This is a genomic window from Rhizobium sp. Rhizsp42 (assembly GCF_047304155.1).
Taxonomy (GTDB): Bacteria; Pseudomonadota; Alphaproteobacteria; order Rhizobiales; family Rhizobiaceae; genus Rhizobium.
Window position 1 is genome coordinate 51,215 of sequence record NZ_JBGLYS010000016.1, and the last position, 22,673, is coordinate 73,887.

Consider the following 22,673-nt stretch of genomic DNA (forward strand, 5'->3'; position numbering starts at 1 on the left):
AGAAAAGCAATGATTGCATCCGAGCTTGCAGTGGAAAGCCCCATGCCGACGCTTGCCGGGGCCGATGCGAGCGATCCGCTTCTGCCGATGGAGCTTCTGGAGCTAGAGCTTTCGCTTGAAAGCTATGATGGCGACAGCGACTTCTGCGACGCGGTGCGCACGGCGGCGGGCAAGAGCGGCGGCGAATTCCTGTTCGATCTCCCTGCCGAAGGACTGATCGACGATTGCAAACGGATCGCGGTGCTGCGCATCCCATCCGCTTCGACCGACATGCGGATCGTGCTGGCGGTGCTCGATCAGAACGGCACCGATATTCGCATGGAGAGCCCGGCGCCCGAGACCGCCCATATCGCGCAGTTCGCCGATGCCTTTATCGAGGTGCTCGAGCGGTTCTAGTCTCGTTCAATCGCGACCGGATGCGGCTTCCGCCAGCGTGCGGAAGGCGAACTTGCGGCCGCATTCGCACTTGATCACACTGGTTTCCTGAAAATTGGTCTGGCGCTGGACGAAAAGCCCGCGCGGCAGCTGGTCGATGTTGAAGCCGGGATGCTTGCGCTTTGGATCGTCCGTCTCCGAGGCTTCGGCAAAGCCGTTATTGCCGCATTGCGGGCAGGTCAGCTTTTTCGAGAATCGATCACGCAGTGCCATCAGTCGCTTCCATTTCCGTGAGGCGTCTTCTTATAGCGGTTCTCATCCATGCGAAAGCCGGAACCAAAGCTTGGGGGCATCGTTTTCCCTTTAAAGGAGACAATCATGCCCAATCGCGACCCGATCCCCGCTCCCACGCCAGAGACCCCGCGCGGCCCGACGCCGACACCCGGCATTCCCGACCGCGTGCAGGAAAAGCCGCCGCTGACGCCGGCCCAGGACCCGGGCGACAGCAAGAACCCGAACGACCCGACGCTCGATCCGGCGCTGCTGCCGATCGGCGATCCCGCAGGCGCCGCGTGACAACTTTTGCGGTTAACGGAGTTTTTAGTTGACGGGTGCTTGGGGTTGGCGTCTGCTATTTCAGCAAGATCAATCCGTTGAAGATAAGAAAATGCGTATTCTCCCGCTGACGCTCACCATCGCCGCCATTGCGATCGGCCTTTCGGCCTGCCAGACGATGACGCCGGAAGAACGGCGCGCGGCGGATGAGCGGCAATGCATGAGCTACGGCTTCAAGCGCGGCACCGAAGGCTTCGCGACCTGCCTGCAGCGCATCGATCTCAACCGGCAGGCGCAGGCGCGGGCCGACAGCGCTTACGTGATGTCTGATATGTCGTGGCGCATGGGCGGCCCCTATTATGGCGGCCCCTACTATCGTTGGTAAGCTTTAAAGCGACCTCTCCTTGATCGCCGCCTGCGCCGCCGCCAATCTGGCGATCGGCACACGGAAGGGCGAGCAGGAGACGTAGTCGAGGCCGATGCCCTCGCAGAAATGGATCGAGGCCGGATCGCCGCCGTGTTCGCCGCAGATGCCGAGCTTCATGTCGGCGCGGGTTCGCCTGCCGCGCTCGGTAGCGATGCGAATGAGTTCACCGACACCATCGAAATCCAGCGAGATGAAGGGATCATGCTCGATGATGCCCTTGCGCTGGTAGGTCGGGATGAAGGCCGAGGCGTCGTCGCGCGAAATGCCGAAGGTGGTCTGCGTCAGGTCGTTGGTGCCGAAGGAGAAGAATTCGGCGGCTTCGGCGATGATGTGGGCGCGCAGTGCCGCGCGCGGCAGCTCGATCATCGTGCCGACGAGATAATCGATCTGCATGTCTGCTTCCGTCATCACGTCGCGAGCGATGGCGTCGATGCGATCCTTGACGTAATCGAGCTCGGAGCGCAGGCCGACCAGCGGCACCATGATCTCCGGCACGACGGCGGCGCCCGTCTCGCGCGCCGCATGAACGGCGGCCTCGAAGATGGCGCGTGCCTGCATCTCGACGATCTCGGGATAGGAGATCGCCAGGCGGCAGCCGCGATGGCCGAGCATGGGGTTGAACTCGTGCAGCGCATCGACGCGCTGGCGAAGTGCTGTCGCGTCCATGTTCATGGCGGCCGCGACATCGGCGATTTCCTCGTCGGTCTTCGGCAGGAATTCGTGCAATGGCGGATCGAGCAGGCGGATCGTTACCGGCAGGCCGTGCATGACGTTGAAGAGGCTCTCGAAATCCTCGCGCTGCATGGGCAGCAGCCTGTCGAGCGCCGTGCGGCGGCCCGCCTCGTCTTCCGCCAGGATCATCTCGCGCATGACATGGATGCGCTCGCCCTCGAAGAACATGTGCTCGGTGCGGCAAAGGCCGATGCCCTCGGCGCCGAAGGAGCGTGCGGCGCGGGCGTCGGCCGGCGTATCGGCGTTGGTGCGCACCGTCATGCGGCGAACGCGATCGGCCCACTCCATGATACGGCCGAAATCGCCCGAAAGCGCCGGCTGCACCATCGACACCTCGCCCTTCAGCACCTGCCCGGCCGATCCATCGATGGTGATGATGTCGCCCTTCTTCAGCGTCACGCCCATGCCAATCAGCCGCTCGTTGCGCAGATCGATGCGCATGGTGCCGGCGCCGACGACGCAGGGGATGCCCATGCCGCGCGCAACGACGGCCGCATGGCTGGTCATGCCACCACGGGTCGTGAGAATGCCTTCGGCCGCATGCATCCCGTGGATGTCCTCGGGGCTGGTCTCGACGCGCAGAAGAATGACCTTGCGCCCCTCCTCTTCCGCCATGACCGCTTCCTCGGCAGTGAAGACGATCTCGCCGGATGCAGCGCCCGGCGACGCCGGAAGGCCGGTGCCGATCACTTCGCGCGCAACGCGGGGGTCGATGGTCGGATGAAGCAGCTGGTCGAGCGAGGACGGCTCTATGCGCAGCACCGCCTGCTCCTCGGTGATCATCTTCTCGTCCACCATGTCGACGGCGATCTTCATCGCCGCGCGGGTCGAGCGCTTGCCTGATCGCGTCTGCAGCATCCACAGCGTGCCGCGCTCGATAGTGAACTCGATATCCTGCATGTCGAGATAATGGGCCTCGAGACGATCGCAGATCGCCACGAACTCCCGGAAGGCCTCCGGCATCAGCTTTTCCATCGACGGCCGGTCGGAGCCGGAGGAGATGCGGGCTTCCTCGGTGATGCTCTGCGGGGTGCGGATGCCGGCGACGACGTCCTCGCCCTGGGCATTGACCAGAAACTCGCCGTAGAGCGACTTTTCGCCGGTCGACGGGTTGCGGGTGAAGGCAACGCCGGTGGCCGACGAGTTGCCGAGGTTGCCGAAGACCATGGCCTGGATATTGACGGCGGTGCCCCAGCCTTCGGGAATATTGTGGAGATGGCGGTAGGTGACGGCGCGGGCGCTCATCCAGCTCGAAAACACGGCGCCGACAGCGCCCCAGAGCTGCACCTGCGGATCCTGCGGGAACTCCTCGCCGAGTTCTTCTTCCAGCACCGCCTTGTAGAGATGGACGACGTGCTGCCATTCGCTCGCGGTCATCTCGGTGTCGTATTCGTAGCCGTGGCGGGCCTTCTCGTCTTCCAGGATTTCCTCGAAGACCTCGTTGTCGAGGCCCATGACGACATCGGCGTACATCTGGATGAAGCGGCGGTAGCTATCCCAGGCAAAGCGCGCGTCGCCCGCGTCATGGCCGAGCGCCTGAACGGTCTCGTCGTTGAGCCCGAGGTTGAGCACCGTGTCCATCATGCCCGGCATTGACACGCGCGCACCTGAGCGGACCGACAGGAGCAGTGGGCTCGCGCCAGCGCCGAAGCGACGGCCGGTGACGGCCTCGATGCTTGAGATGCCCGACAGCACCTGAGCGCGCACCTCGTCCGATATGCGGCGGCCGTCGCGATAATAGGCGGAACAGGCGTCGGCGGTGATGGTCAAGCCGGGGGGAACGGGCAGGCCGAGGCTGCACATCTCGGCGAGATTGGCCCCCTTGCCGCCCAGCATCTCATGGTCGAGCGCTCGCCCCTCCGCCGCGCCATTACCGAATGTATAGACCCACTTGGTCATGCTCTCCCCAACACCAAAATCGGGATCAGCTTAATCCCTTGGTGTTAAAATGAAAATCGCACAAATACGGCCAAAATGTTGCAGTGCACAACATCCGCGTATTCAAGCCGTTTGAATTTTCAGGAAGAGTAATAAAGCTTTGCGGGACCGCAACAAAGTCCCGCAAAGCCTTATTTCCGTCCGGCCAGGAAAACCGGACGGGGGGTTCAGCATGCCGATACAACGTGGAGGAAGCCTCAACACATGCGCACGGCAATCTGTACGCAAAACCGGTGGCGCGATCCTCGCGGACCGCACATACAGTTTCTTCTAATGCAAGATGGGTAAAAAGGCATCACCTTATTGGGTGAGAAGCCCGTTCGGGCCTGACTTTTTTTGGGTGTTTCGCCTTGACCTCAGGCGATCTCGCGCAATTGTTCGGCTGTTTGCAGGTCGACAGAGACCAGCTGCGACACGCCCTGTTCCGCCATCGTCACGCCGAACAGGCGGTTCATGCGGGCCATGGTGATCGGGTTATGGGTGATGATGACAAATCGCGTCTCGGTGGAGGCCGCCATCTCGTCCATCAGGTTGCAGTAGCGCTCGACATTGTGATCGTCGAGCGGCGCGTCCACTTCATCGAGCACGCAGATCGGCGCCGGGTTGGTGAGAAACACCGCGAAGATTAGCGCCATCGCCGTCAGCGCCTGCTCGCCACCCGAGAGCAGCGTCATGGTCTGTGGCTTCTTGCCCGGCGGGCGGGCGAGGATTTCAAGGCCTGCTTCCAACGGATCGTCGGATTCGATCAGCTGCAGCTCGGCCGTGCCGCCGCCGAACAGGTGGGTGAAGAGACGCTGGAACTGGGTGTTGACGACGTCGAAGGCGGCGATCAGGCGCTCGCGACCCTCGCGGTTCAGGCTCTGGATGGCGCCGCGCAGCTTGCGGATGGCGTCGATGACGTCGTCACGCTCCTTGATCAGCGCCGCCAGCCGGTCGCTCAGTTCCTTCTGTTCTTCCTCGGCGCGCAGGTTGACGGCGCCGAGCCGTTCGCGCTCCATCTTCAGCCGCTCAAGCTCGCGCTCGACCTCGCGCAGATGAGGCATCGCCTGCATGGCATCGAGACCGGCGAGCCTGAAGGCTTCGTGCGGGGCGACGTTCAACGCCTCGCGGATGCGCGCCTCGGTCTCCACGCGCTTTTCGCGGGCCGAGACTAGGCGCTCTTCGGCGCGGCCACGGCGTTCGCGGCTTTCGGCGAGCTCGGAGAGCGCAATCGCCGCCTTGTGATCGACATCGCGCTGCATCAGCTCGGCTTCGGCCAGAAGATCGGCGGCGGCGCGGCGTGCGTCGTCAGCCTTCTGCAGCTCGTTCAGCAGGCCCCGACGCTTGTCGTCGAATTCGTCCGGCGCCATTTCGAGATCGGCCGCTTCCTCGCGGGCTTCTTCCTCGCGGTCGCGCAGCGTCGCGATGTGGTCCTCGGCACTTGCCGCGCGCTGGCGCCAGGTCTCGCGCTCCTGGCCGATGGCGATGATGCGGCGCTGGCGGGCGTCGTTTTCGCGGTTCAGGCTCTCGTGGCGGGCACGGGCTTCGGCAAGGGCGCCGCGATCGGTCGCCACATCGGCCTGCTGCAGCCGCAGGCGCTCGTCGAGCGCGGAGAGATCCGGCGCGTCGTCGAGCTCGATGCGGGCGTTTTCCTCCTGGATGGCGATGTCTTCGAGCTGGCTCTGCAGCTGGCTGACGGCTTCGGCAATGACATCGCGGCGGCGGATGAGATCGCCGGAGGCGCGCTCGGCAGCCGCCAAGGCCTCGCGGGCTTCCGCCAGCTGGCGTGCGGCCATGCGCGCGGTATCGCGGGCCTCGGCCAGGCGATGTTCCTCGCCCGAGATCGCTTCGGCCGCGATCGCCAACTGCTCTTCAGCCTCGGTGAGCACGTCGCGGGCAATCGATGCTTCGCTCTCGAGCTCGGAGAGACGGTTCTTCTGTGCGAGACGGAGGGCGGCGGCACTCGGCGCGTCGGCGCCGGTGACGTGGCCATCCCAGCGGTAGACGGCACCATCGCGGGTGACGAGGCGCTGGCCGGGCTTCAGGCTCGCCATCAGGCCAGGTGCATCCGCGTCGGAGACGAGGCCGATCTGCTTGAGACGGCGGGCAAGGGCGGCGGGCGCGCGGACGTGTGTGATCAGAGGGGTGGCGCCTGACGGCAGCGCCGGATCGGCCGCGCCATCGCCATTTTCCGACCAGTGGGCGGGCGCCTTCGGATCGAGCGGGGATTCGAGATCGTCACCGAGGGCAGCACCCACGGCGGTCTCGAAACCGCGATCGACCTTGAGCTCATCGGCGACAGGCGCGAATTCGCCGGCGGTGGCGCCGGATGCCAGCATGCGCGAAATGGTGCGCGCTTCGGTCTCGATGGCGTTCAGCTGGGCGCGGGCCTGATCGACCGGCGCGCGCGACATCGCCTCCGTCTGGCGGGCAGCGGCCAGCGCCTGCTCGACCGCCTGGATGGCGGCTTCGGCCTCGGCCACCGCACTTTCGCCGGCTTCGACGACCATGCGCTTCTCGTCGGGATCGGGCAGCGTCGCGATGCGCTCGCCGATGCCTGACAGCTCGCGATTGGCCTCGTCCATCTGGCGCTCAAGGCGCATCTTGCGATCGGAGAGGTCGCGGATGGCGCGTTCGAGCTGGTTGCGGCCGGCGGCGGCCTCGGCGCGTTCCGATGTCAGGCCGGCGAAGATGCGCTCGCTGTCGGCAAGCTTGGCTGCGGCTTCCTCGAAGGCCTCGCGGGTCTCTTCCGCGTAACGGCCGGAATCGGCGAGGACCTCGTTGATCTCGGCTTCCTCGGCATCGAGGCGCTGCAGGATCTCGGCATTGTCGGCGACGAGCCGTTCCTCGCGCCTGATATCCTCCGAGAGCTGCGCCAGGCGGCGGGTGAGCTCATCGCGACGGCGCAGGATGCGGTTGGCGTCTTCTTCCAGCTGCGTCTTGGCGATCTGCAGGCGCTGCAGGGCAGCTGCTGCGCGGGCTTCGCCCTCGCGCAGTTCCGGCAGCTTGAGGCTCGATATCCCTTGCGACTTGGCGGCCTCCATCTGCATCTGCGCCTTTTCGGCGACGATGGAGGTGGCCTGGTTGAGCGCGCTGTCGGCCTCTGCTTCCGCCTCCTTGGCCTGCACCCAGCGGATATGCAGGAGCATCGCCTCGCGGGCGCGGATATCGGCGGAGAGCGACTTGAAGCGATTGGCCTGGCGGGCCTGGCGCTTCAGGCTCTCTATCTGGCTCTCGAGCTGCGACGTGACGTCGTCGAGACGTTCGAGATTGCTTTCTGCGGCGCGCAGGCGCAGCTCGGCCTCGTGGCGGCGTGAATGCAGGCCGGAAATGCCGGCGGCCTCTTCCAGCAACTGGCGGCGGGCCTGCGGCTTGGCCGAGATCAGCTCGCCGATACGCCCCTGCCCGACCATCGACGGCGAGCGGGCGCCGGTGGAGGCGTCGGCGAAGAGCAGCTGCACGTCCTTGGCGCGGCTTTCCTTGCCGTTGATGCGGTAGACCGACCCCTGCTCGCGCTCGATGCGGCGCGTGACCTGGATCTCGTCGCTATCGTTGAAGCCGGCAGGCGCGGTGCGGTCGGCGTTGTCGAGATAGAGTGCGACCTCGGCGGTGTTGCGGGCGGGACGATTGCCGGAACCGGAGAAGATCACGTCGTCCATGCCCGACGCGCGCATGTTCTTGTACGAGTTCTCGCCCATCACCCAGCGAAGCGCCTCGACAAGATTGGACTTGCCGCAGCCATTCGGCCCGACGACACCGGTCAGGCCGCGCTCGATGACGAATTCGGCGGGTTCGACGAAGGATTTGAAGCCGACGAGGCGGAGCTTGTTGAACTTCATGCGGTCGCCTCAGCCGGGCGCTGGCCCAACGAAAAAACGGGCGCACGGCTTCCGCCGTCGCCCGTCTTATAGGAACGGCTCAGCTTAAAGCAGGCTGTCGATAAGGGCCGACATGATGTCAACCGACATGTCTCCAGAGTAGCGCTTCCCGTTGATGAGGAAAGTCGGCGTGGCGTTGACGCCGAAATCCTTGGAACCCCGTTCCCGCGTCGCGTTCACTTCATCCAGCAGCTTCTGGTTCGTCAAGCACTTCGTGAAGCTTTCCTCACTAAATCCAGCGAGTTTGGACATCTGGAGGAGTGCGGTGCGGCCATCTTCGGCGGCGGCCCAGGTCTGCTGCTGCTTGAAGAGCATCGAGACCATCGGGAAATACTGCTCCGGCGTGCTCAGATCTTCGGGCTTGGACGGATTGCAGCGGGCCAGCATGAAGGCTGCGGCGGCGCGCGGGTCGAAGGGGAATTCGCGGATGATGAAGCGAGCCTTGCCGGTATCGACATACTTCTTCTTGATCTCGTCGAAGGTGGTGGTGTGGAAGTGCGCGCAATGCGGGCAGGTCATCGACATGTATTCGACGATGGTGACCTTGGCGTCTTCCTTGCCCAGCGCCATTTCCGGCAGTGCGCCCGGCTTCAGCACGGCTTCCATATCGACATCGCCGTCGGACTTCGGAATTTCCACAGCCGCATTGGCGCTGCTGAAGACCGCCAGGCTGGCGGTCGCGGCAGCTGCGCCGCCCAGGAGCTGGCGCTTGGTCAGTTGCATTTCGGACATCTGCATAATTTCCTCATAAATGAGAGTAGCGGCTGGAAGTGCGATATAACGGCTGATCGCCGCTAACAAGGCACGCATGAACGAGTTTCTTCAAACAATTGTGACCTTGATGGGACGAAGGGGCGGGAGTGGCAAGCAACTCTTGATTTTATTTGGCGCGGAAGGCGGCCGAATCGCTTCTAAGGCTGGTCAGCGCCCCTTCTTCCCCAACACCGCCGTGCCCAGCCGCTTCACCGCCTCGCGCAGCTTCTCATTGTCGATGCCCTCCATCATCCCCTCCAGCCGGCGGGCCGCCTCGCCTTTCAGCGGTGGTGGGGTGCGGGGGCGTTTGAAGGCCTGGGAGACCGGCTTCTGGACGATGCGGATCTGGTGGACGGCGGAGAAGCCGAAGAAGCTGTTGATGCGCTGGATGAGTTCGCCCTGCGCATGCGTGAGAAACAGCGCGCGGGCGCCTTCGCAGGCGATGGTCAAAACGCCGGGACGGAAGCTGCCGTCATCGCCGCCGCGCGCCCAGGCGATCTTTTCCGGGCGGGTGCAATCGGCGAAATCCTCGCCGGCGATCTCGTCCCAGGAGCCGAGCAGCGCCGTGTTGATGCCGGCGCGCTTGGCAAGCACGGGATCGATCAGGCCGTTGGCCAGTTCGGAGATCTGTTTTTCACCTCGTGCACGAGGCGCCTGCCCGTTAGCCACCATTGCTCCATTTCGCCTTCAGCGAACGCCCCCGCCTCTCAAGAGATCACGAAACGCCCGCCAGTCGTGTCCGCCATTTACCAGCAGCAGGCGTGCTACGACAATGCAGAAAGCGAAAAAGGCCACGGAGAGCATCTGCAAAGGGAAAACGCCTTTGTCGCGGGAATGCAGATATGCAGTCAACAACACGCCATTGCCGCTGATAAAGACAATCACCGACAAGACATAGAACATCACCGCGCTTGTGAACATGAAGGCGAGCCGCGACCTTCTTGAGGGCTGCCGGGCAGGCCTCAGCTCCTTCTCGAGCCATCGCAGGACCCCGCTAACCATTGCCGGGAGACTGCCGCTTTTCGGCGACAGCAGCCTGCCGATGCGGTCCAACAGCCGTAGGATGATGTAGACACAGGCCAATGCCGCCACCGCGGAAGCCAGCGTTGGCGAAAATTCAAAAAGAGCGTTCAGGTTCATATTCACATTCCCTTGGTTTGCCGAGTTTCATCAATCCCCAGCTTACTCGTGTCGGACCATTGCGGACGGCGTGCCATTCCCTATCTTCGGACGGAATGAACGCACGCACATCATCGGCCATTTCGGCCCCCTCCGCAAAGCCCCTGCTCGATTGGTACGATCGCCATCACCGCGACCTGCCCTGGCGCGTTTCGCCGCCGATGGCGAGCCGCGGGATCAAGGCCGATCCTTATCATGTGTGGCTTTCCGAGGTGATGCTGCAGCAGACGACGGTTCCCGCAGTCAAAGCCTATTTCCTGAAATTCCTCGCGCGCTGGCCGACGGTTGGCGATCTTGCCGCAGCGCCCAGCGAGGACGTGATGGCGGCATGGGCAGGGCTTGGCTATTACGCGCGTGCCCGCAACCTGAAGAAATGCGCGGAGGCCGTGGCGTACGAACATGGCGGCGTGTTTCCGGATACGGAGGAAGGACTGAAGGCGCTGCCCGGGATCGGCGATTATACGGCAGCGGCCGTGGCGGCGATCGCATTTAACCGGCAGGCTTCCGTGATGGACGGCAATATCGAGCGGGTGATCTCGCGGCTTTATGCGATCTCGACGCCGCTGCCTGCAGCCAAGCCGTTGATGAAGCAGAAGGTGGCGCTGCTGACGCCATCCGATCGGCCTGGCGATTTCGCCCAGGCGATGATGGATCTCGGCGCGACGATCTGCACGCCGAAGCGGCCCGCCTGCGCGCTCTGTCCCTTCAACGGGTCGTGCGAGGCGCTGGCGCTGCACGATCCCGATCATTTCCCGGTCAAGGCCGCCAAGAAGGCGAAGCCCGTTCGCGTCGGTGCCGCCTTCGTGGCGGTGACTGATGATGGCGAGGTTTTGTTGCGGCGCAGGATCGAGAGCGGGCTGCTTGGCGGCATGACCGAGGTGCCGACGACGGGCTGGACGGCGCGGATCGACGGCGAGACCTCGGCCGACGCCGCCCCCTTCCCGGCCGACTGGCAGCCATCGGGCACCGTCACCCATGTGTTCACCCATTTCGAGCTCAGGCTTTCGATCTGGCGCGTGGCAATCCCCGCGAGGATCGAAGGGGATGACGGATGGTGGGAGCCGGTTACAAATCTTGACGCGCAGGCATTGCCCACAGTCATGAAAAAAGCGATCACATCGGCTATTCCACGCGCGTTTCAACAGTCCAAGGACGGATAAATGCCTATTGATCATATCGTTTTCGATATCGGAAAAGTTCTTATCCATTACGACCCGAACATTCCCTTCAGCCGCATCATTCCGGATGCCGCCGAGCGGCAGTGGTTTTTCGACAATGTCTGCACCCACGACTGGAACATCGAGCAGGATCGCGGCCGCACATGGGCGGATGCCGAGGCGCTTTTGATCGAGACGCATCCCGATCGCGAAGAGCATATCCGCGCCTTCCGCAAGCACTGGCACGAGATGGTGTCGCATTCCTACGACGACAGTGTCGCCATCATGGAAGGGCTGATCGCCGAGGGCCGCGACGTGACGATGCTGACGAACTTCGCTTCCGACACGTTCCGCGAGGCGCAGGTGCGCTTTCCTTTCCTCACCAAGCCGCGCGGCGTTACCGTTTCCGGCGATATCGGCCTGATCAAGCCCGACATCGCGATCTACGAAGCGCATACCGAGAGCTTCGGCCTCAACCCGGCGGCGACGATCTTCATCGACGATTCGGCACCCAACGTGGAAGGCGCCAAGACGGCGGGATGGGACGCGGTGCTCTTCACCGGCGCCGAGCAGCTGCGCGCCGATCTTGCAGAACGCGGCGTGAGGGTCTGACCATGGCATTCGATCCAGTCAAGGAAATCACCCTGTTTCACGACGCGATCAACAGGCTCGACTACCAGATGATCGAGGACTATTTCGCCGAGGACGCGACCTACGTCTCGAACGGCGTCGGCAGTCTTTCGGGCCGCGACGAGATCATGACGGCGTTTCGCAAATATTTCGACGACTATCCCGACCAGACGGCGTTCAACACGCTTGTCGAGCGCGTCAGCCCCTATGCCGGACGCGCGGTATGGTCGGTGCGCGCCACCCACAGCAAGACCGGCAAGCCGCTGGTGCGCGAGGGCGAGGAAACGATCACCTTCAACGAAGAGGGCCGCGTGACGCGGGTGGACGTGAAGGATTACCAGGACTTCTAAGCCTCCCTCCCGGCGTGAAGAGAAACCGCAAATCTCTCATCGCCTTAGGAACAATCAGCGCCGTTGACGGTTTTGTGAGGACCCGCGCATGACGCGGTTTCGAGCAAACGATAAGTCAGCCGTGCTGACGGGAGGTTATGATGGGTAGAGGTATCTTGCTGTGGTTTCTGGGCGTTCCGATCCCGCTGATCCTGATCATCCTGCTGTTCTGGCACTAGGGGGTCGGCGATGTCCTTTACCTCCTCCACCGTGGTGACCGACGCACCACTGGAATCATCGGCTCCCGCCGTCAGCTGGGGGCCGATCATCGCGGGCACGCTGGCCGCCACCGCGATCTCGTTGATCTTCATCCTGATCGGCTCCGGCCTTGGCCTGACCATGGTATCGCCCTGGTCGCATGACAACGCCTCGCTGACCACGATCGGCGCAACGGCCGCGATCTGGCTGATCGTCGTGCAATGGGTTTCGGCCGCACTCGGCGGCTACCTGACCGGGCGGTTGCGGACCAAATGGGTCGGCGTCCACACCTACGAGGTTTTCTTCCGCGATACCGCGCATGGCTTCCTCTCCTGGGCGCTGGCAACCGTGGTCGTTGCCGGATTGCTGGGATCGGCGCTGTCGTCGGTGATCAGCACCGGCACGCAGGCCACCGCAACAGCCGTGGGTGCCGTCGGCGCCGCGGGTGCCGGGGCGGCTGTGAGCGCCAGCGATGGCACGAGCGGTTTCTCGCCCGCCTATTTCACCGACGCCTTGCTGCGCCCGGCCAATACGGCGCCGGCAGCGGGCAACCAGAGTGATGAGGCGGTCAATGCCCAGGTGACGAGTGTGCTGGTGAACGGCATTGTCGACGGCAAGCTTTCGGCCGACGACCAGGCCTTTGTCGAGCAGGTGGTTTCGGCCCGCACCGGCCTTTCCGCGACCGATGCCAAGGCACGCGTCGATGCCATCATGAAGCGGATCGACGACGCCAAGCTTGCCGCCAAGGAGGCTGCGGATAACGCCCGCAAGACGGCTTCGGCGGTTGCCCTGTTCGGCGCGCTGTCGCTGTTCGTCGGCGCCTTCATCGCCAGTGTCGCCGCCGCAATCGGCGGACGCCAGCGCGACGAGGACGAAGAGCGGATGGCGTTGCTGCGCCGCTAAGCGGTGAAGCTGAAAACTGAAAAGACGCTCGGAGCGATCCGGGCGTCTTTTGTTTTTCTCGGAAGTCCAGAACTGAAGACGCCCGGGGTATGATCCCGGGCGCCTTTTGCCGTCTTCCGCAACTGGAGGTACAAAAACCGGTCGACGGCAGTCTCGATCGGGCCTTTCGCGGATCAGCCCGCGTTTGCCAGATCACTGCGGATGACGGCCCTGAGATCGTCGATCGGGCGCAGGGATTGCCCATCGTCGAAGTGCCAGAATGTCCATCCGTTGCATGCGTCGAAACCCTGGACCTTTGCGCCCATTCTGTGGATCGAACCCGCCTCGCCGCCAGCCGTGACCGTGCCGTCGGCGCGAACGATCGCGCTATAGCGGCGCTTGGCGTCGGTCAGCACCTGGCCGGGCTTGATGAGGCCGCTTTCGACCAGCGTGTTGAAGGCCACGCGGACCTCCTGCTTCTTGCCGGTCATAACAGTCAGTTCCGCCTTGCCGAGCGGCTCGACGGCCTCGATGCGGGCGGAAGCCGCGTCGATGTAATCCTGTTCGCGCTCGATGCCGACGAAGTGGCGGCCGAGGCGCTTGGCGACGGCGCCCGTGGTACCCGAACCGAAGAACGGATCGAGGATGATGTCGCCGGGCTTGGACGAGGCCATGATGACACGGGCGAGCAACGCTTCCGGCTTCTGCGTCGGATGCACCTTCTTGCCGTCCTCTCCCTTCAGGCGCTCATGACCGTTGCAGATCGGGAACAGCCAGTCGGAGCGCATCTGCACGTCGTCGTTGGAGGCCTTCAGCGCATCGTAGTTGAAGGTGTAGCCCTTGGCCTTGGCGTTCGGGCTCGCCCAGATCATCGTCTCATGCGCGTTCTGGAAGCGACGGCCCTTGAAGTTCGGCATCGGGTTGGTCTTGCGCCAGACGATGTCGTTCAAGATCCAGAAGTTCAGATCCTGCAGCGTGGCGCCGACGCGGAAGATGTTGTGATAGGAGCCGATGACCCAGAGCGTGCCCGTCGGCTTCAGCACGCGGCGGCAGGCGAGCAGCCAGGCGCGGGTGAAGGCATCATAGGCTTCGAAGGAGGCGAACTGGTCCCATTCGTCGTCGACCGCATCGACCAGCGACTGATCGGGACGATGCAGATTGCCGCCGAGCTGCAGGTTATAGGGCGGATCGGCGAAAATGACGTCTACGGAATGGGTCGGGAGGGCTTCAAGAGCGGCAACGCAATCGCCCTTGATGATCGTGTCGATCCAGCTGTCCGGCTTTGCGGAGGCCTTGAGATCGGCAAGCGGAAATACTGACGCCATCTTTTAACTCGCTCATACACATTACGCTCTTACTGTCTGTTATGGTTACTCATCTTGGTTACCAAAGCCTGAACCGGGGTACGATTTCGGGAAAAAATTCAGTTCGAGGGCAAAGCGCATGCGGATGCGGTAGTCTTGCGGCATGAGGAAAAGCGAAGCGCTCGAACGTCTGAAGAGCAATGCCGAGGCGGTGCGCGCACTCGGCGCAACCTCGCTTTACCTGTTCGGCTCGGTTGCCCGCGACGAGGCGAAACAGGCAAGCGACATCGACCTCTTCATCGATTACGACCCCAAGAGCCGCTTCAAGGCCTTCGATCTTATCGGTATCAAGCTGATGCTTGAGGAGAAGCTCGAGACGCCTGTCGACATCGCCACGCGAGACGGCCTGCATCCGCGTTTGAGAGCGCGGATCGAATCCTCGGCGATGCAGGTTTTCGCTGCCCGCCGAGCCTGTTTGCAAAAAGGTAACTCGCCTTTGCCTTGGATATGGGCTCTCCTCCGCCCGTCACGCTGAGCAGCGTGAGTCGAGGATTCAGGGAGGCAGAGTTGCAAATAGCTACGGCCCAGACCTTTGTGTCATCCGACATTGCAGCCAATGTCGCCGCAATACGAGACCTGATCCGGCAAGCTGCTTCGGCCGGGGCGCGATTGATCAATTTCTGCGAAGGCGCTCTTTCCGGATACGGAAAGATGCAGATCATGAGCCCCGAGGACTGGTCGACATTCGATTGGGAGGCGCAGCGAGCCGCTCTCCGCTCCATCGCCGAAATCTGCGGTGAACTTAGTATATTCGCAGTGGTCGGTGGGGCACACCGCTTCTCAGAGAGCCGCCCGCCCCACAACAGTCTCTACGTCTTTTCCGACGCCGGCGGGTTGATCAATCGATACGACAAGCGCTTCCTTTCCAACTCGGAACTCCAAGGTTGGTATACACCCGGCACAGCACCGGTCGTTTTTGATGTCGATGGTTATCGCTTCGGCTGCGCGATCTGCATAGAATCACAGTTTCAGGAGGTATTCAGCGAATATGAGCGCCTCGGCGTGGACGCGGTTCTGTTTTCTTCCTACGGCGTCCCGCCGCGTTTCCAGACAGTCCTCAGAGCGCACGCGGATTTGAACTGCATCTGGATTGGCGCCGCCACGCCCGTGCAGAAAGCCCATAAGGGACCGGCGGGCACAATCGGCCCCGACGGAGAGTGGGTAGTGCAATGCCCCGCGGCGCCGGAACCCGGTTTTGCCGTGGCGACATTGGACCGGGATGATCCAGTCTACGACATACCGCTCAAGAAGGCCCGTCCGTGGCGGGCCAAGGCAAGGCAGGGCGAGATCTATCGCACGCAAATGCGCGATGATGGCGAGAACGACGACCGCACCCAGTATTGAGGCCGACTAACCCACCACATCATGCACCGCCCGGCTATCGGCCGGCGCCTCTCCCCGCTCGTTCATCCCGTAATCGCGGATCACATGGCCGATGCGCAAACGATAATCCGCGAAGATGCCACCTCGGCCGGCGGCCTGGGCGGCGCGGTGGTGTTCGAGGTTGCGCCAGCGTTTGACCGCGTCCTCGTCGCGCCAGAAGGAGAGCGAGAGCAGCTTGCCGCGCATGGTCAGGCTTTCGAAGCGCTCGATGGAGATGAAGCCATCCATCATCTCCAATTCGGACCGCAGTTCGCCGGCAAGGTCGAGATAGGTGTGGCGCTCGCCCATATAGGGCAGAACTTCGAAGATGACGGCGATCATGGCAGCACCTTTACGGCGTGGGGAAGCGAGACGTTCTTCAGGAAGATCCGGTCTTCCTTCAGGATGAAGCGTTCGCGACGAGCGAATTCATAATTCTCGCGGCCGAGCGGATCGGCGGCAAGGCGGGCGCGGTAGGCTTCGTAGGCAGCGAGGCTTTCGATGTTGTAGACGCCGTAGGCCGTGGTTGCCGAACCCTCGTGCGGGGCGAAATAGCCGATGAGGTCGGCTCCGTTGCGCGGGATGGCGTGGCCCCAGTTGCGCGCGTATTCGGCGAAGGCATCCTTTTTGAACGGGTCGATTTCATAGCGGATGAAGCAGGTGATCATCTTTTTTCTCCTTGATTGCAGGATGGTTTTGCCATGTTGCGGGACGGAGATGCTTCGGCTACGGTCGAAGTATGGAAGATGAGATCCTGAGGAGGTGAGCCGTGAAGGAAGGACCTGATATCGCCCAGATTGGCGCGCTGATCGGCGACCCCGCGCGTGCCAACATGCTGGCCGCGCTGACGGGCGGGAAGGCGCTGACGGCGACCGAGCTCGCCGCTGTCGGTGGCATCACGCTGCAGACGGCGAGCGCGCATCTCGCCAAGCTCGAGGCCGGCGGGCTGCTCCTTCCCCGCAAGCAGGGGCGGCACCGCTATTTCACGCTTGCTGATGAAACTGTCGCGCGGCTGATCGAAAGCATGATGGGCTTTGCGGCGAGCCGCGGGCATCTGCGCCACCAGCCGGGGCCGAAGGAGCCGGCGCTGCGCAAGGCGCGGATCTGCTACGACCATCTGGCCGGCGATTACGGGGTGCGGATGCTGGATAGTCTCGTCGCCAAGGGCGCGATCGACGCCGTGGGCGACGGGCTGGCGCTGACCGCGAAGGGCGAGGAGACGTTTCAGTGCGTCGGGATTAACGTCGCCGACCTCAAAGCGTCGCGGCGGCCGCTCTGCCGCTCATGCCTCGATTGGAGCGAGCGGCGGGCGCATCTGGCCGGCAGTCTCGGCAAGGCGCTGCTGGCGAATTTCTTCGACAAGGGTTGGGCGCGGCGCACGGCGGGCAGTCGCTCGGTGATCTTTTCGCCCGATGGAGAGCGGCAGTTTCTGGCGCTGTTTCCGGTGGAGACGCCAGTCGCGGCCTGAAGCGCGGCGCGCTTCAGGCTCTTGTTTTTGCGCATGTCTTTGTCCCGAAACCGGGAACCACTTTCGGGAGACATGCGTCAGCTTGGCGCGACCAACACATCGGCAAAACCGCGCTCGGCGATATCGTTGCAGAGTTCGCTCCATTCGCACTCGTCGCAAGCCTTGCGGATCGTGCCGAGAGCGAAATTGCGGCGCAGGCGTTTCAGCAGCGCCGCGTCGGGATAGATGCGGGTGCCCTTCCAGACCGCCATCCCCAACAGACGGCCGACGGCTTGCGCCGCCGCCCTGTCCCGCGCCACGACGCTTTCGTTGTGGCAATGCGCCGCCGCTCCTGAAAGCAGCGGCGCGCAGATATCGTCGGGGCCGTCGACCAGCTCGATCTCCTCGCCCGACGACAGGCGCCGGGCGATGCGGATGTAATTCTCGGTGAAGGCGGGTGTGTAGCCTTCACCGACGAAGGTCAGCATGCAGAGCAGGTGGTGGGCGCGCAGGCGAACGGTCATTTCAGCGGCCGGTGTAGATCCTGATACCCTTCAGCACGGCTGCCGCCAGCGCCGACTTCAGCACCGCGCCCAGGATGAAGGGGGCAGCGCCGAGCAGCCAGGCTTTTTCCATGCCGAGCAGGTTTGCGAGCCACAGGCCACCGATCGCCAGGCACAGGATGTTGGCGGCGAAGTGGGCTGCGAAGCTGCGGATCACGGCATCGCCGGTCCAGCCGCGCGCGGCAAGCCAGCCGACAAGGGCGGCGATCACGGGGAAGGATGCGAGATAGCCCGCCGTCGGGCCGGCGAAGGGGGCGAGACCGCCGGCGCCACCGGCCAGAACCGGGAAACCCATGGCTGCTTCAGCGAGCCAGGCCAGCACCGTCGCCGCGCCGAGGCGCCAGCCGTAGAGCGCGCCGATCATCGTCACCGCGAAGGTCTGCATGGTGATCGGCACCGGCACCATCGGCACCGAGATCTGCGAGGCGAGCGCCAGGATGAGCGTGCCCGCCAGCACGAAGACGGCCTTGATGGCGGCCGGGCGGGCGGCGAGGCGCAGCGGGTCGAAACGGAACTCCTGGGATTGATCGAACAGGGACATGAACTCTCCTTCTCAAATTATAGATAATTTTTGATTCCCATCTATTTTATGAGAGAGATTTTTCGCGATGGCAAGCGGGTACGATGCGATTGCGCGGTGGACAAGCGGGATCACACGCAGGATCGGCGGCGAAAGTGAGCGCAAATGCGCACATTTCTAGGCGATTCACGCCGACAACAAATTATCTATAATTTTGAGAAATCAGCCGACGATGGCGAAGGATTCGCCGTTTTCGCCGCTCTTGTTGGTGGATTTCGGCGCGCGGCCGATCCACTGGACGTGGCGCTCGAGGATGCCGGCCGCCTCTTCCGCCCTGCCCTGGCGCAAGGCCACGAGGATGGCGCGGTGGTCGTGGTCGGTGCGCTTTTCCCAGCCCGAACGCCAGGCGGAAAACAGAAAGCGGGCGCTGGCGGCGTGGAGATCGTCGATCGAGGCGAGCAGACGGCTCATGTTGCAGGGTGTTAGGATTAATCGATGGAAGCGGCGATTGGCCTCTTCCCAGGCGTGAACGTCGGCCGCGGCATCGCCCTCGCGGGTCGCCTCCTCGGCGGCGTCCAGAATGGCGGGCGTCAGGTGCTTGGCGGCGTGGCGCAGCGCCAGCACTTCGAGTGCGGCGCGCATCTCGGCCACTTCGCGCACTTCCTTGATATCGAAGGAGGCGACGCGAACGCCGCGACGCGGCTCGCTGATCGCCAGCCCCTGGGCCTCCAGGCGGCGGAAGGCTTCGCGCACGGGCACGTGGCTGGCGCCGAACTCCTCGGCGATATGGTCCTGGCGCAGACGGAAGCCGGCCGGCAGTTCGCCGCGAACGATGCGGTCGGCGAGCACGCGGCTGATGCGGCTTGCGATTGTGTCTTCCGGTTCCTTGGCCATAATCATCCATTAAATGGCGAGCCGTGGCTTGTCGAGATGGCTTGTCGAGGCGGCAAGCGTCTGCATCCGCAGGCATTTCAATTGAGCGCAACCCTAGCCATCCGGCGACCGCAGGCCAGCCATGACACCCGGCCGGTTGAGATCGGGCGAGGCATCGTGTAAAGCCGCAGCATCCCCTAAACCAAGGCCCCTCTAACGAAGGCTTGAGACTTATATGAACGGCTTCGACCTCATCCTTTTCGACTGCGACGGCGTGCTGGTCGATTCCGAAATCATCGCGGCGGACGTGGAGTCCAAGCTTCTGACGGAGGCCGGCTACCCGATCAGCATCGAGGAGATGGGCGAGCGATTCTCCGGCATGACCTGGCAGAACATCCTCATGGAAGTGGAGCGCGACGCCAGCATCCCGCTCTCGGCCTCGCTGCTCGACAAGTCTGAGAAGCTGCTCGACATGCGGCTTGCTTCCGACGTGCAGGCGATCGCGGGCGTCGAGGCGGCCATCAAGCGCATTGATCTCAAGCGCTGCATCTGCTCGAACTCCTCCAGCGCGCGGCTCACCATGATGCTGTCCAAGGTGGGGCTCAGCCAGTTCTTCGCGCCGAACATCTTCTCGGCCAAGGACCTCGGCGCCGACCGCGTCAAGCCGAAGCCCGATATCTTCCTGCACGGCGCCAAGCAGATGGGCGCTTCGCCGTCGCGCTGCGTGGTGGTCGAGGATTCCGTGCACGGCGTCCATGCAGCCCGCGCCGCCGGCATGCGCGTGATCGGCTTCACCGGCGCCTCGCACACCTACCCCTCGCATGCCGACCGGTTGACGGATGCGGGTGCGGAGACGGTGATTTCGCGGATGGTGGATCTTCCGGGTGTGGTTGCGGCGCTGGCGGAGTGGGAAGGCGTGGCCTGAGTTTGGATTGAGGACTTGAGGGGTGACTTGTTGGCGCTGTGCCGTGAAGCCCCCTCATCCGACCCTTCGGGCCACCTTCTCCCCTATGGGGCGAAGGAGAGGTTGAGCGAGCGGCCAGCCCCGAGTCTCTTCTCCCCAGCGGGGAGAAGGTGGCGGCAGCCGGATGAGGGGGCCACACGGCACCACCTCAAACTTTGAAATCGCGACGCAACTGCAACCGCGATCCCCTACCCCAAAAACCTTTAGCTAGACTTCATCTTGCCCTTGCCCTTGGCAGGCGCGCCCTGGTCGAAGCCGACGTTGACGCGGACCAGTGCGCCGGAGCCGACGGGCAACTTGATGTCGTCCTTGCGGAACAGGACCTGGGTGGCGCCGGTCGGGTCGATCTGGGCGGGGAAGTTGGTGACTTCGGAATAGAGCGCGTCCTCGCCGTCGAAGACGGAGATGCGGATCGGGAGCGTGACGTTGCCACCGGTGCCGGCCGGGCCCGCGACGACGCGGACCTGCGCCACGACGGTCATGACGAGGTTCTGGTCGTTCAGCGTGCACTGGCGCGTGTAGTTGCCGATCGAGGCCTGGAAGGAGAGCTTGTCGGGCGCGCCGGTCTTGGCGCCGCCGGCGTAGCGGTAGAGGATCGCGTCGGCGTCCTTCATGTAGATGGTTGGGCAAGCGCCCTGGACGACGCGCGCCGTGGTGCCGGATGCCGTGGTGGCGGTGCCGATCGACGGGTCGTTGGAGGACGGGTTGGCAGGCGACATCGGCATGATCTGGCCGGTGGCGCCGGAGGGGGCCGTTTCCGCCGTCTTCGTCTCGCCACCGCCCATCCCGAGCGAGTTGCAGCCGACCAGAACAGCCGCGAAGGATACGGAAGCGATAAGACGAGAGACCTTGCCGAGCACGATTATTCCACCCTCTTCACAAAGTTTTTTGCCAGGCCTGCTGAGTGAAAACAGGGCCTTTCGTGACAGTTTGCGATGGTCTATATCAGCGGCGCAAACAAAAATCGATTGGGTAAGCACTGTTTTGATGCACATTTCGGGATTGCAGCCGGCGAAGGCCAGAGCTGCGGCCAAAGGGCGGCGCGACACAGGTTTTCTCTTCAATCCGGATTTTATCTAGGCCGGCACATCAAGGATGACGACAGTGGAATATATCTCGACCCGCGGCAAAGCCCCTGCTCTCGGTTTCTGCGATGCATTGCTGGCGGGTCTGGCGCGTGACGGTGGCCTCTATGTGCCGCGCGAATGGCCGCAATTCTCCAAGAAGGAAATCCGGGCGCTGCGCGGCAAGAGCTACCAGGAAATCGCCTTCACCATCCTGTCGCCGTTCACCAACGGTGAAATCCCTGAAGACACGTTTCGGGCGATGATCGACGAAGCCTATGGCACCTTCCGCCATCCGGCGATCGCACCTTTGGTGCAGACCGGCCCGAACAGCTTCGTCATGGAGCTCTTCCACGGCACGACGCTCGCCTTCAAGGATGTGGCGATGCAGCTTCTGGCGCGGCTGATGGACTATGCGCTGGAAAAGCGCGGCGAACGCGCCACCATCGTCGGCGCCACCTCGGGCGATACGGGCGGGGCCGCGATCGACGCATTCGCCGGCCGCGAGCGCACCGACATCTTCATTCTCTTCCCGCATGGCAAGGTTTCGCCGGTTCAGCAGCGGCAGATGACGACGTCGACGGCGTCGAACGTGCATGCGCTCGCCGTCGAGGGCAATTTCGACGATTGCCAGAACCTCGTGAAGGCGATGTTCAACGATGGCGCGTTCCGCGACAAGGTGAAGCTTTCGGGCGTCAACTCGATCAACTGGGCGCGCATCATGGCGCAGATCGTCTATTATTTCACGACGGCGATCACACTGGGCGCACCCGACCGGAAGGTCTCGTTCACCGTGCCGACCGGCAATTTCGGCGATATCTTCGCCGGTTACTGCGCCAAGCGCATGGGCCTGCCGATCGGCAAGCTGGTCGTCGCCACCAATGAAAACGACATCATGGCGCGCACGATCAAGACCGGCCGCTACGAGATGAAGGACGTCAAGGCGACGACCTCGCCGTCGATGGATATCCAGATCTCGTCGAACTTCGAACGGCTGCTGTTCGAGGCCTATGGTCGCGATGCGTCGAAGGTTCGTGCCGCCATGGACAGCCTGAAGCAGTCGAACGGCTTCGACATTTCCGCCGATGCCATGTCCTTCATCAAGAAGGATTTCCGCGCCGGCCGCGCCAGCGAAAAGCAGGTCGCCGAGACGATCAAGACCACGCTCGAAAAGACCGGCTATCTGCTCGATCCGCATTCGGCGATCGGTGTTTTCGTGGCCGACAAGCATGAAAAGGCCAATTCGCCGATGGTGACGCTGGCCACCGCGCATCCGGCTAAGTTCCCCGCCGCCGTAAAATCCGCATCCGGTATTGACCCCGCGCTTCCGACGTGGCTTGCTGATTTGATGGACAAGGAGGAGCGCTTTCAGATCGTTAAGCCCGAGCTCAAAGAGGTAGAAACATTTATCGACGAGCATTCCCGGGCCTAATCGGCAGAAGGC

General features: G+C 63.3%; 25 protein-coding genes. 12 read left to right on the forward strand and 13 right to left on the reverse strand.

Going from position 1 to position 22,673, the window contains the following annotated elements; all coding sequences use genetic code 11:
- Positions 1-9: 9 nt before the first annotated feature.
- Complete coding sequence (locus tag ACCD05_RS16785; RefSeq protein ID WP_047507852.1) at positions 10-396, forward strand: hypothetical protein; 387 nt, start codon at positions 10-12, stop codon at positions 394-396.
- A 6-nt stretch (positions 397-402) separates the two neighbouring features.
- On the opposite strand, the gene ACCD05_RS16790 is transcribed toward ACCD05_RS16785, so the two are convergent.
- Positions 403-648, reverse strand: a complete 246-nt coding sequence (locus tag ACCD05_RS16790; RefSeq protein WP_413394091.1) for a hypothetical protein — start codon at positions 646-648, stop codon at positions 403-405.
- 105 nt (positions 649-753) lie between these two features.
- Here ACCD05_RS16790 and ACCD05_RS16795 point away from each other — a divergent pair, with 105 nt between their 5' ends.
- Both ACCD05_RS16795 and ACCD05_RS16800 read left to right on the forward strand, forming a co-directional pair.
- Positions 754-951, forward strand: coding sequence for a hypothetical protein (locus ACCD05_RS16795; protein WP_413394093.1), 198 nt, complete (start codon positions 754-756; stop codon positions 949-951).
- A gap of 91 nt (positions 952-1,042) precedes the next feature.
- Positions 1,043-1,315 (forward strand): hypothetical protein, encoded by a 273-nt coding sequence (locus ACCD05_RS16800; RefSeq protein ID WP_047507856.1) that lies wholly within the window; start codon positions 1,043-1,045, stop codon positions 1,313-1,315.
- A gap of 3 nt (positions 1,316-1,318) precedes the next feature.
- Here the strand turns inward: ACCD05_RS16800 and ppdK are convergent, their stop codons facing one another.
- The 5 genes from ppdK to ACCD05_RS16825 form a co-directional block, all read right to left on the reverse strand.
- Positions 1,319-3,988 carry a pyruvate, phosphate dikinase gene (gene ppdK, locus ACCD05_RS16805; RefSeq protein ID WP_413394095.1) on the reverse strand — a complete coding sequence of 890 codons (2,670 nt, stop codon included), beginning with the start codon at positions 3,986-3,988 and terminating at the stop codon, positions 1,319-1,321.
- Between the two features lie 395 nt (positions 3,989-4,383).
- The gene (smc, locus tag ACCD05_RS16810; protein WP_413394097.1) at positions 4,384-7,845 is read right to left on the reverse strand and encodes a chromosome segregation protein SMC; all 3,462 of its coding nucleotides are present in this window, start codon (positions 7,843-7,845) and stop codon (positions 4,384-4,386) included.
- 84 nt (positions 7,846-7,929) lie between these two features.
- Positions 7,930-8,622 (reverse strand): DsbA family protein, encoded by a 693-nt coding sequence (locus ACCD05_RS16815; RefSeq protein ID WP_047507864.1) that lies wholly within the window; start codon positions 8,620-8,622, stop codon positions 7,930-7,932.
- Positions 8,623-8,805: 183 nt separating this feature from the next.
- The gene (locus tag ACCD05_RS16820; RefSeq protein WP_413394098.1) at positions 8,806-9,306 is read right to left on the reverse strand and encodes a DUF721 domain-containing protein; all 501 of its coding nucleotides are present in this window, start codon (positions 9,304-9,306) and stop codon (positions 8,806-8,808) included.
- An 18-nt stretch (positions 9,307-9,324) separates the two neighbouring features.
- Complete coding sequence (locus tag ACCD05_RS16825) at positions 9,325-9,777, reverse strand: hypothetical protein (RefSeq protein WP_413394100.1); 453 nt, start codon at positions 9,775-9,777, stop codon at positions 9,325-9,327.
- Positions 9,778-9,872: 95 nt separating this feature from the next.
- Between ACCD05_RS16825 and mutY the strand changes: the two genes are divergently transcribed.
- From mutY to ACCD05_RS16845, 4 genes are all read left to right on the forward strand, one after another.
- The gene (gene mutY / locus ACCD05_RS16830; RefSeq protein WP_413394102.1) at positions 9,873-10,976 is read left to right on the forward strand and encodes an A/G-specific adenine glycosylase; all 1,104 of its coding nucleotides are present in this window, start codon (positions 9,873-9,875) and stop codon (positions 10,974-10,976) included.
- Positions 10,977-11,585, forward strand: coding sequence for an HAD family hydrolase (locus ACCD05_RS16835; protein WP_413394105.1), 609 nt, complete (start codon positions 10,977-10,979; stop codon positions 11,583-11,585).
- A 2-nt stretch (positions 11,586-11,587) separates the two neighbouring features.
- On the forward strand, positions 11,588-11,953 hold the full coding sequence (locus ACCD05_RS16840; RefSeq protein WP_047507871.1) for a nuclear transport factor 2 family protein: 366 nt from the start codon (positions 11,588-11,590) through the stop codon (positions 11,951-11,953).
- Positions 11,954-12,181: 228 nt separating this feature from the next.
- Positions 12,182-13,093 (forward strand): hypothetical protein, encoded by a 912-nt coding sequence (locus ACCD05_RS16845; RefSeq protein ID WP_413394107.1) that lies wholly within the window; start codon positions 12,182-12,184, stop codon positions 13,091-13,093.
- Between the two features lie 173 nt (positions 13,094-13,266).
- Here ACCD05_RS16845 and ACCD05_RS16850 read toward each other — a convergent pair whose 3' ends face one another.
- On the reverse strand, positions 13,267-14,397 hold the full coding sequence (locus ACCD05_RS16850) for a site-specific DNA-methyltransferase (protein WP_047507873.1): 1,131 nt from the start codon (positions 14,395-14,397) through the stop codon (positions 13,267-13,269).
- A gap of 142 nt (positions 14,398-14,539) precedes the next feature.
- Here ACCD05_RS16850 and ACCD05_RS16855 point away from each other — a divergent pair, with 142 nt between their 5' ends.
- Complete coding sequence (locus tag ACCD05_RS16855; RefSeq protein ID WP_413394110.1) at positions 14,540-14,911, forward strand: nucleotidyltransferase family protein; 372 nt, start codon at positions 14,540-14,542, stop codon at positions 14,909-14,911.
- A 32-nt stretch (positions 14,912-14,943) separates the two neighbouring features.
- Positions 14,944-15,780, forward strand: a complete 837-nt coding sequence (locus ACCD05_RS16860) for a carbon-nitrogen hydrolase family protein (protein WP_413394112.1) — start codon at positions 14,944-14,946, stop codon at positions 15,778-15,780.
- A gap of 6 nt (positions 15,781-15,786) precedes the next feature.
- Here the strand turns inward: ACCD05_RS16860 and ACCD05_RS16865 are convergent, their stop codons facing one another.
- Entirely contained in the window at positions 15,787-16,140 is a 354-nt protein-coding gene (locus ACCD05_RS16865; RefSeq protein ID WP_413394114.1) for an antibiotic biosynthesis monooxygenase family protein, read from the reverse strand.
- Positions 16,137-16,466 (reverse strand): NIPSNAP family protein, encoded by a 330-nt coding sequence (locus ACCD05_RS16870; RefSeq protein WP_413394116.1) that lies wholly within the window; start codon positions 16,464-16,466, stop codon positions 16,137-16,139. The genes ACCD05_RS16865 and ACCD05_RS16870 overlap by 4 nt, the downstream gene beginning before the upstream one ends.
- 101 nt (positions 16,467-16,567) lie before the next feature.
- Between ACCD05_RS16870 and ACCD05_RS16875 the strand changes: the two genes are divergently transcribed.
- On the forward strand, positions 16,568-17,266 hold the full coding sequence (locus ACCD05_RS16875; protein ID WP_413394118.1) for an ArsR/SmtB family transcription factor: 699 nt from the start codon (positions 16,568-16,570) through the stop codon (positions 17,264-17,266).
- A gap of 77 nt (positions 17,267-17,343) precedes the next feature.
- Here ACCD05_RS16875 and ACCD05_RS16880 read toward each other — a convergent pair whose 3' ends face one another.
- The 3 genes from ACCD05_RS16880 to ACCD05_RS16890 form a co-directional block, all read right to left on the reverse strand.
- Complete coding sequence (locus tag ACCD05_RS16880; protein ID WP_413394120.1) at positions 17,344-17,769, reverse strand: DUF1284 domain-containing protein; 426 nt, start codon at positions 17,767-17,769, stop codon at positions 17,344-17,346.
- Position 17,770: 1 nt separating this feature from the next.
- The gene (locus tag ACCD05_RS16885) at positions 17,771-18,349 is read right to left on the reverse strand and encodes a biotin transporter BioY (protein ID WP_413394122.1); all 579 of its coding nucleotides are present in this window, start codon (positions 18,347-18,349) and stop codon (positions 17,771-17,773) included.
- A gap of 201 nt (positions 18,350-18,550) precedes the next feature.
- Positions 18,551-19,222 carry a GntR family transcriptional regulator gene (locus ACCD05_RS16890; RefSeq protein WP_413394124.1) on the reverse strand — a complete coding sequence of 224 codons (672 nt, stop codon included), beginning with the start codon at positions 19,220-19,222 and terminating at the stop codon, positions 18,551-18,553.
- Between the two features lie 214 nt (positions 19,223-19,436).
- On the opposite strand from ACCD05_RS16890, the gene ACCD05_RS16895 reads away from it, so the two are divergent.
- The gene (locus tag ACCD05_RS16895) at positions 19,437-20,126 is read left to right on the forward strand and encodes an HAD family hydrolase (RefSeq protein ID WP_018899055.1); all 690 of its coding nucleotides are present in this window, start codon (positions 19,437-19,439) and stop codon (positions 20,124-20,126) included.
- Positions 20,127-20,368: 242 nt separating this feature from the next.
- On the opposite strand, the gene ACCD05_RS16900 is transcribed toward ACCD05_RS16895, so the two are convergent.
- Complete coding sequence (locus ACCD05_RS16900; protein WP_413394201.1) at positions 20,369-21,028, reverse strand: hypothetical protein; 660 nt, start codon at positions 21,026-21,028, stop codon at positions 20,369-20,371.
- A gap of 232 nt (positions 21,029-21,260) precedes the next feature.
- Between ACCD05_RS16900 and thrC the strand changes: the two genes are divergently transcribed.
- Complete coding sequence (gene thrC, locus ACCD05_RS16905; protein ID WP_113196632.1) at positions 21,261-22,661, forward strand: threonine synthase; 1,401 nt, start codon at positions 21,261-21,263, stop codon at positions 22,659-22,661.
- The last annotated feature ends 12 nt before the right edge of the window (positions 22,662-22,673 follow it).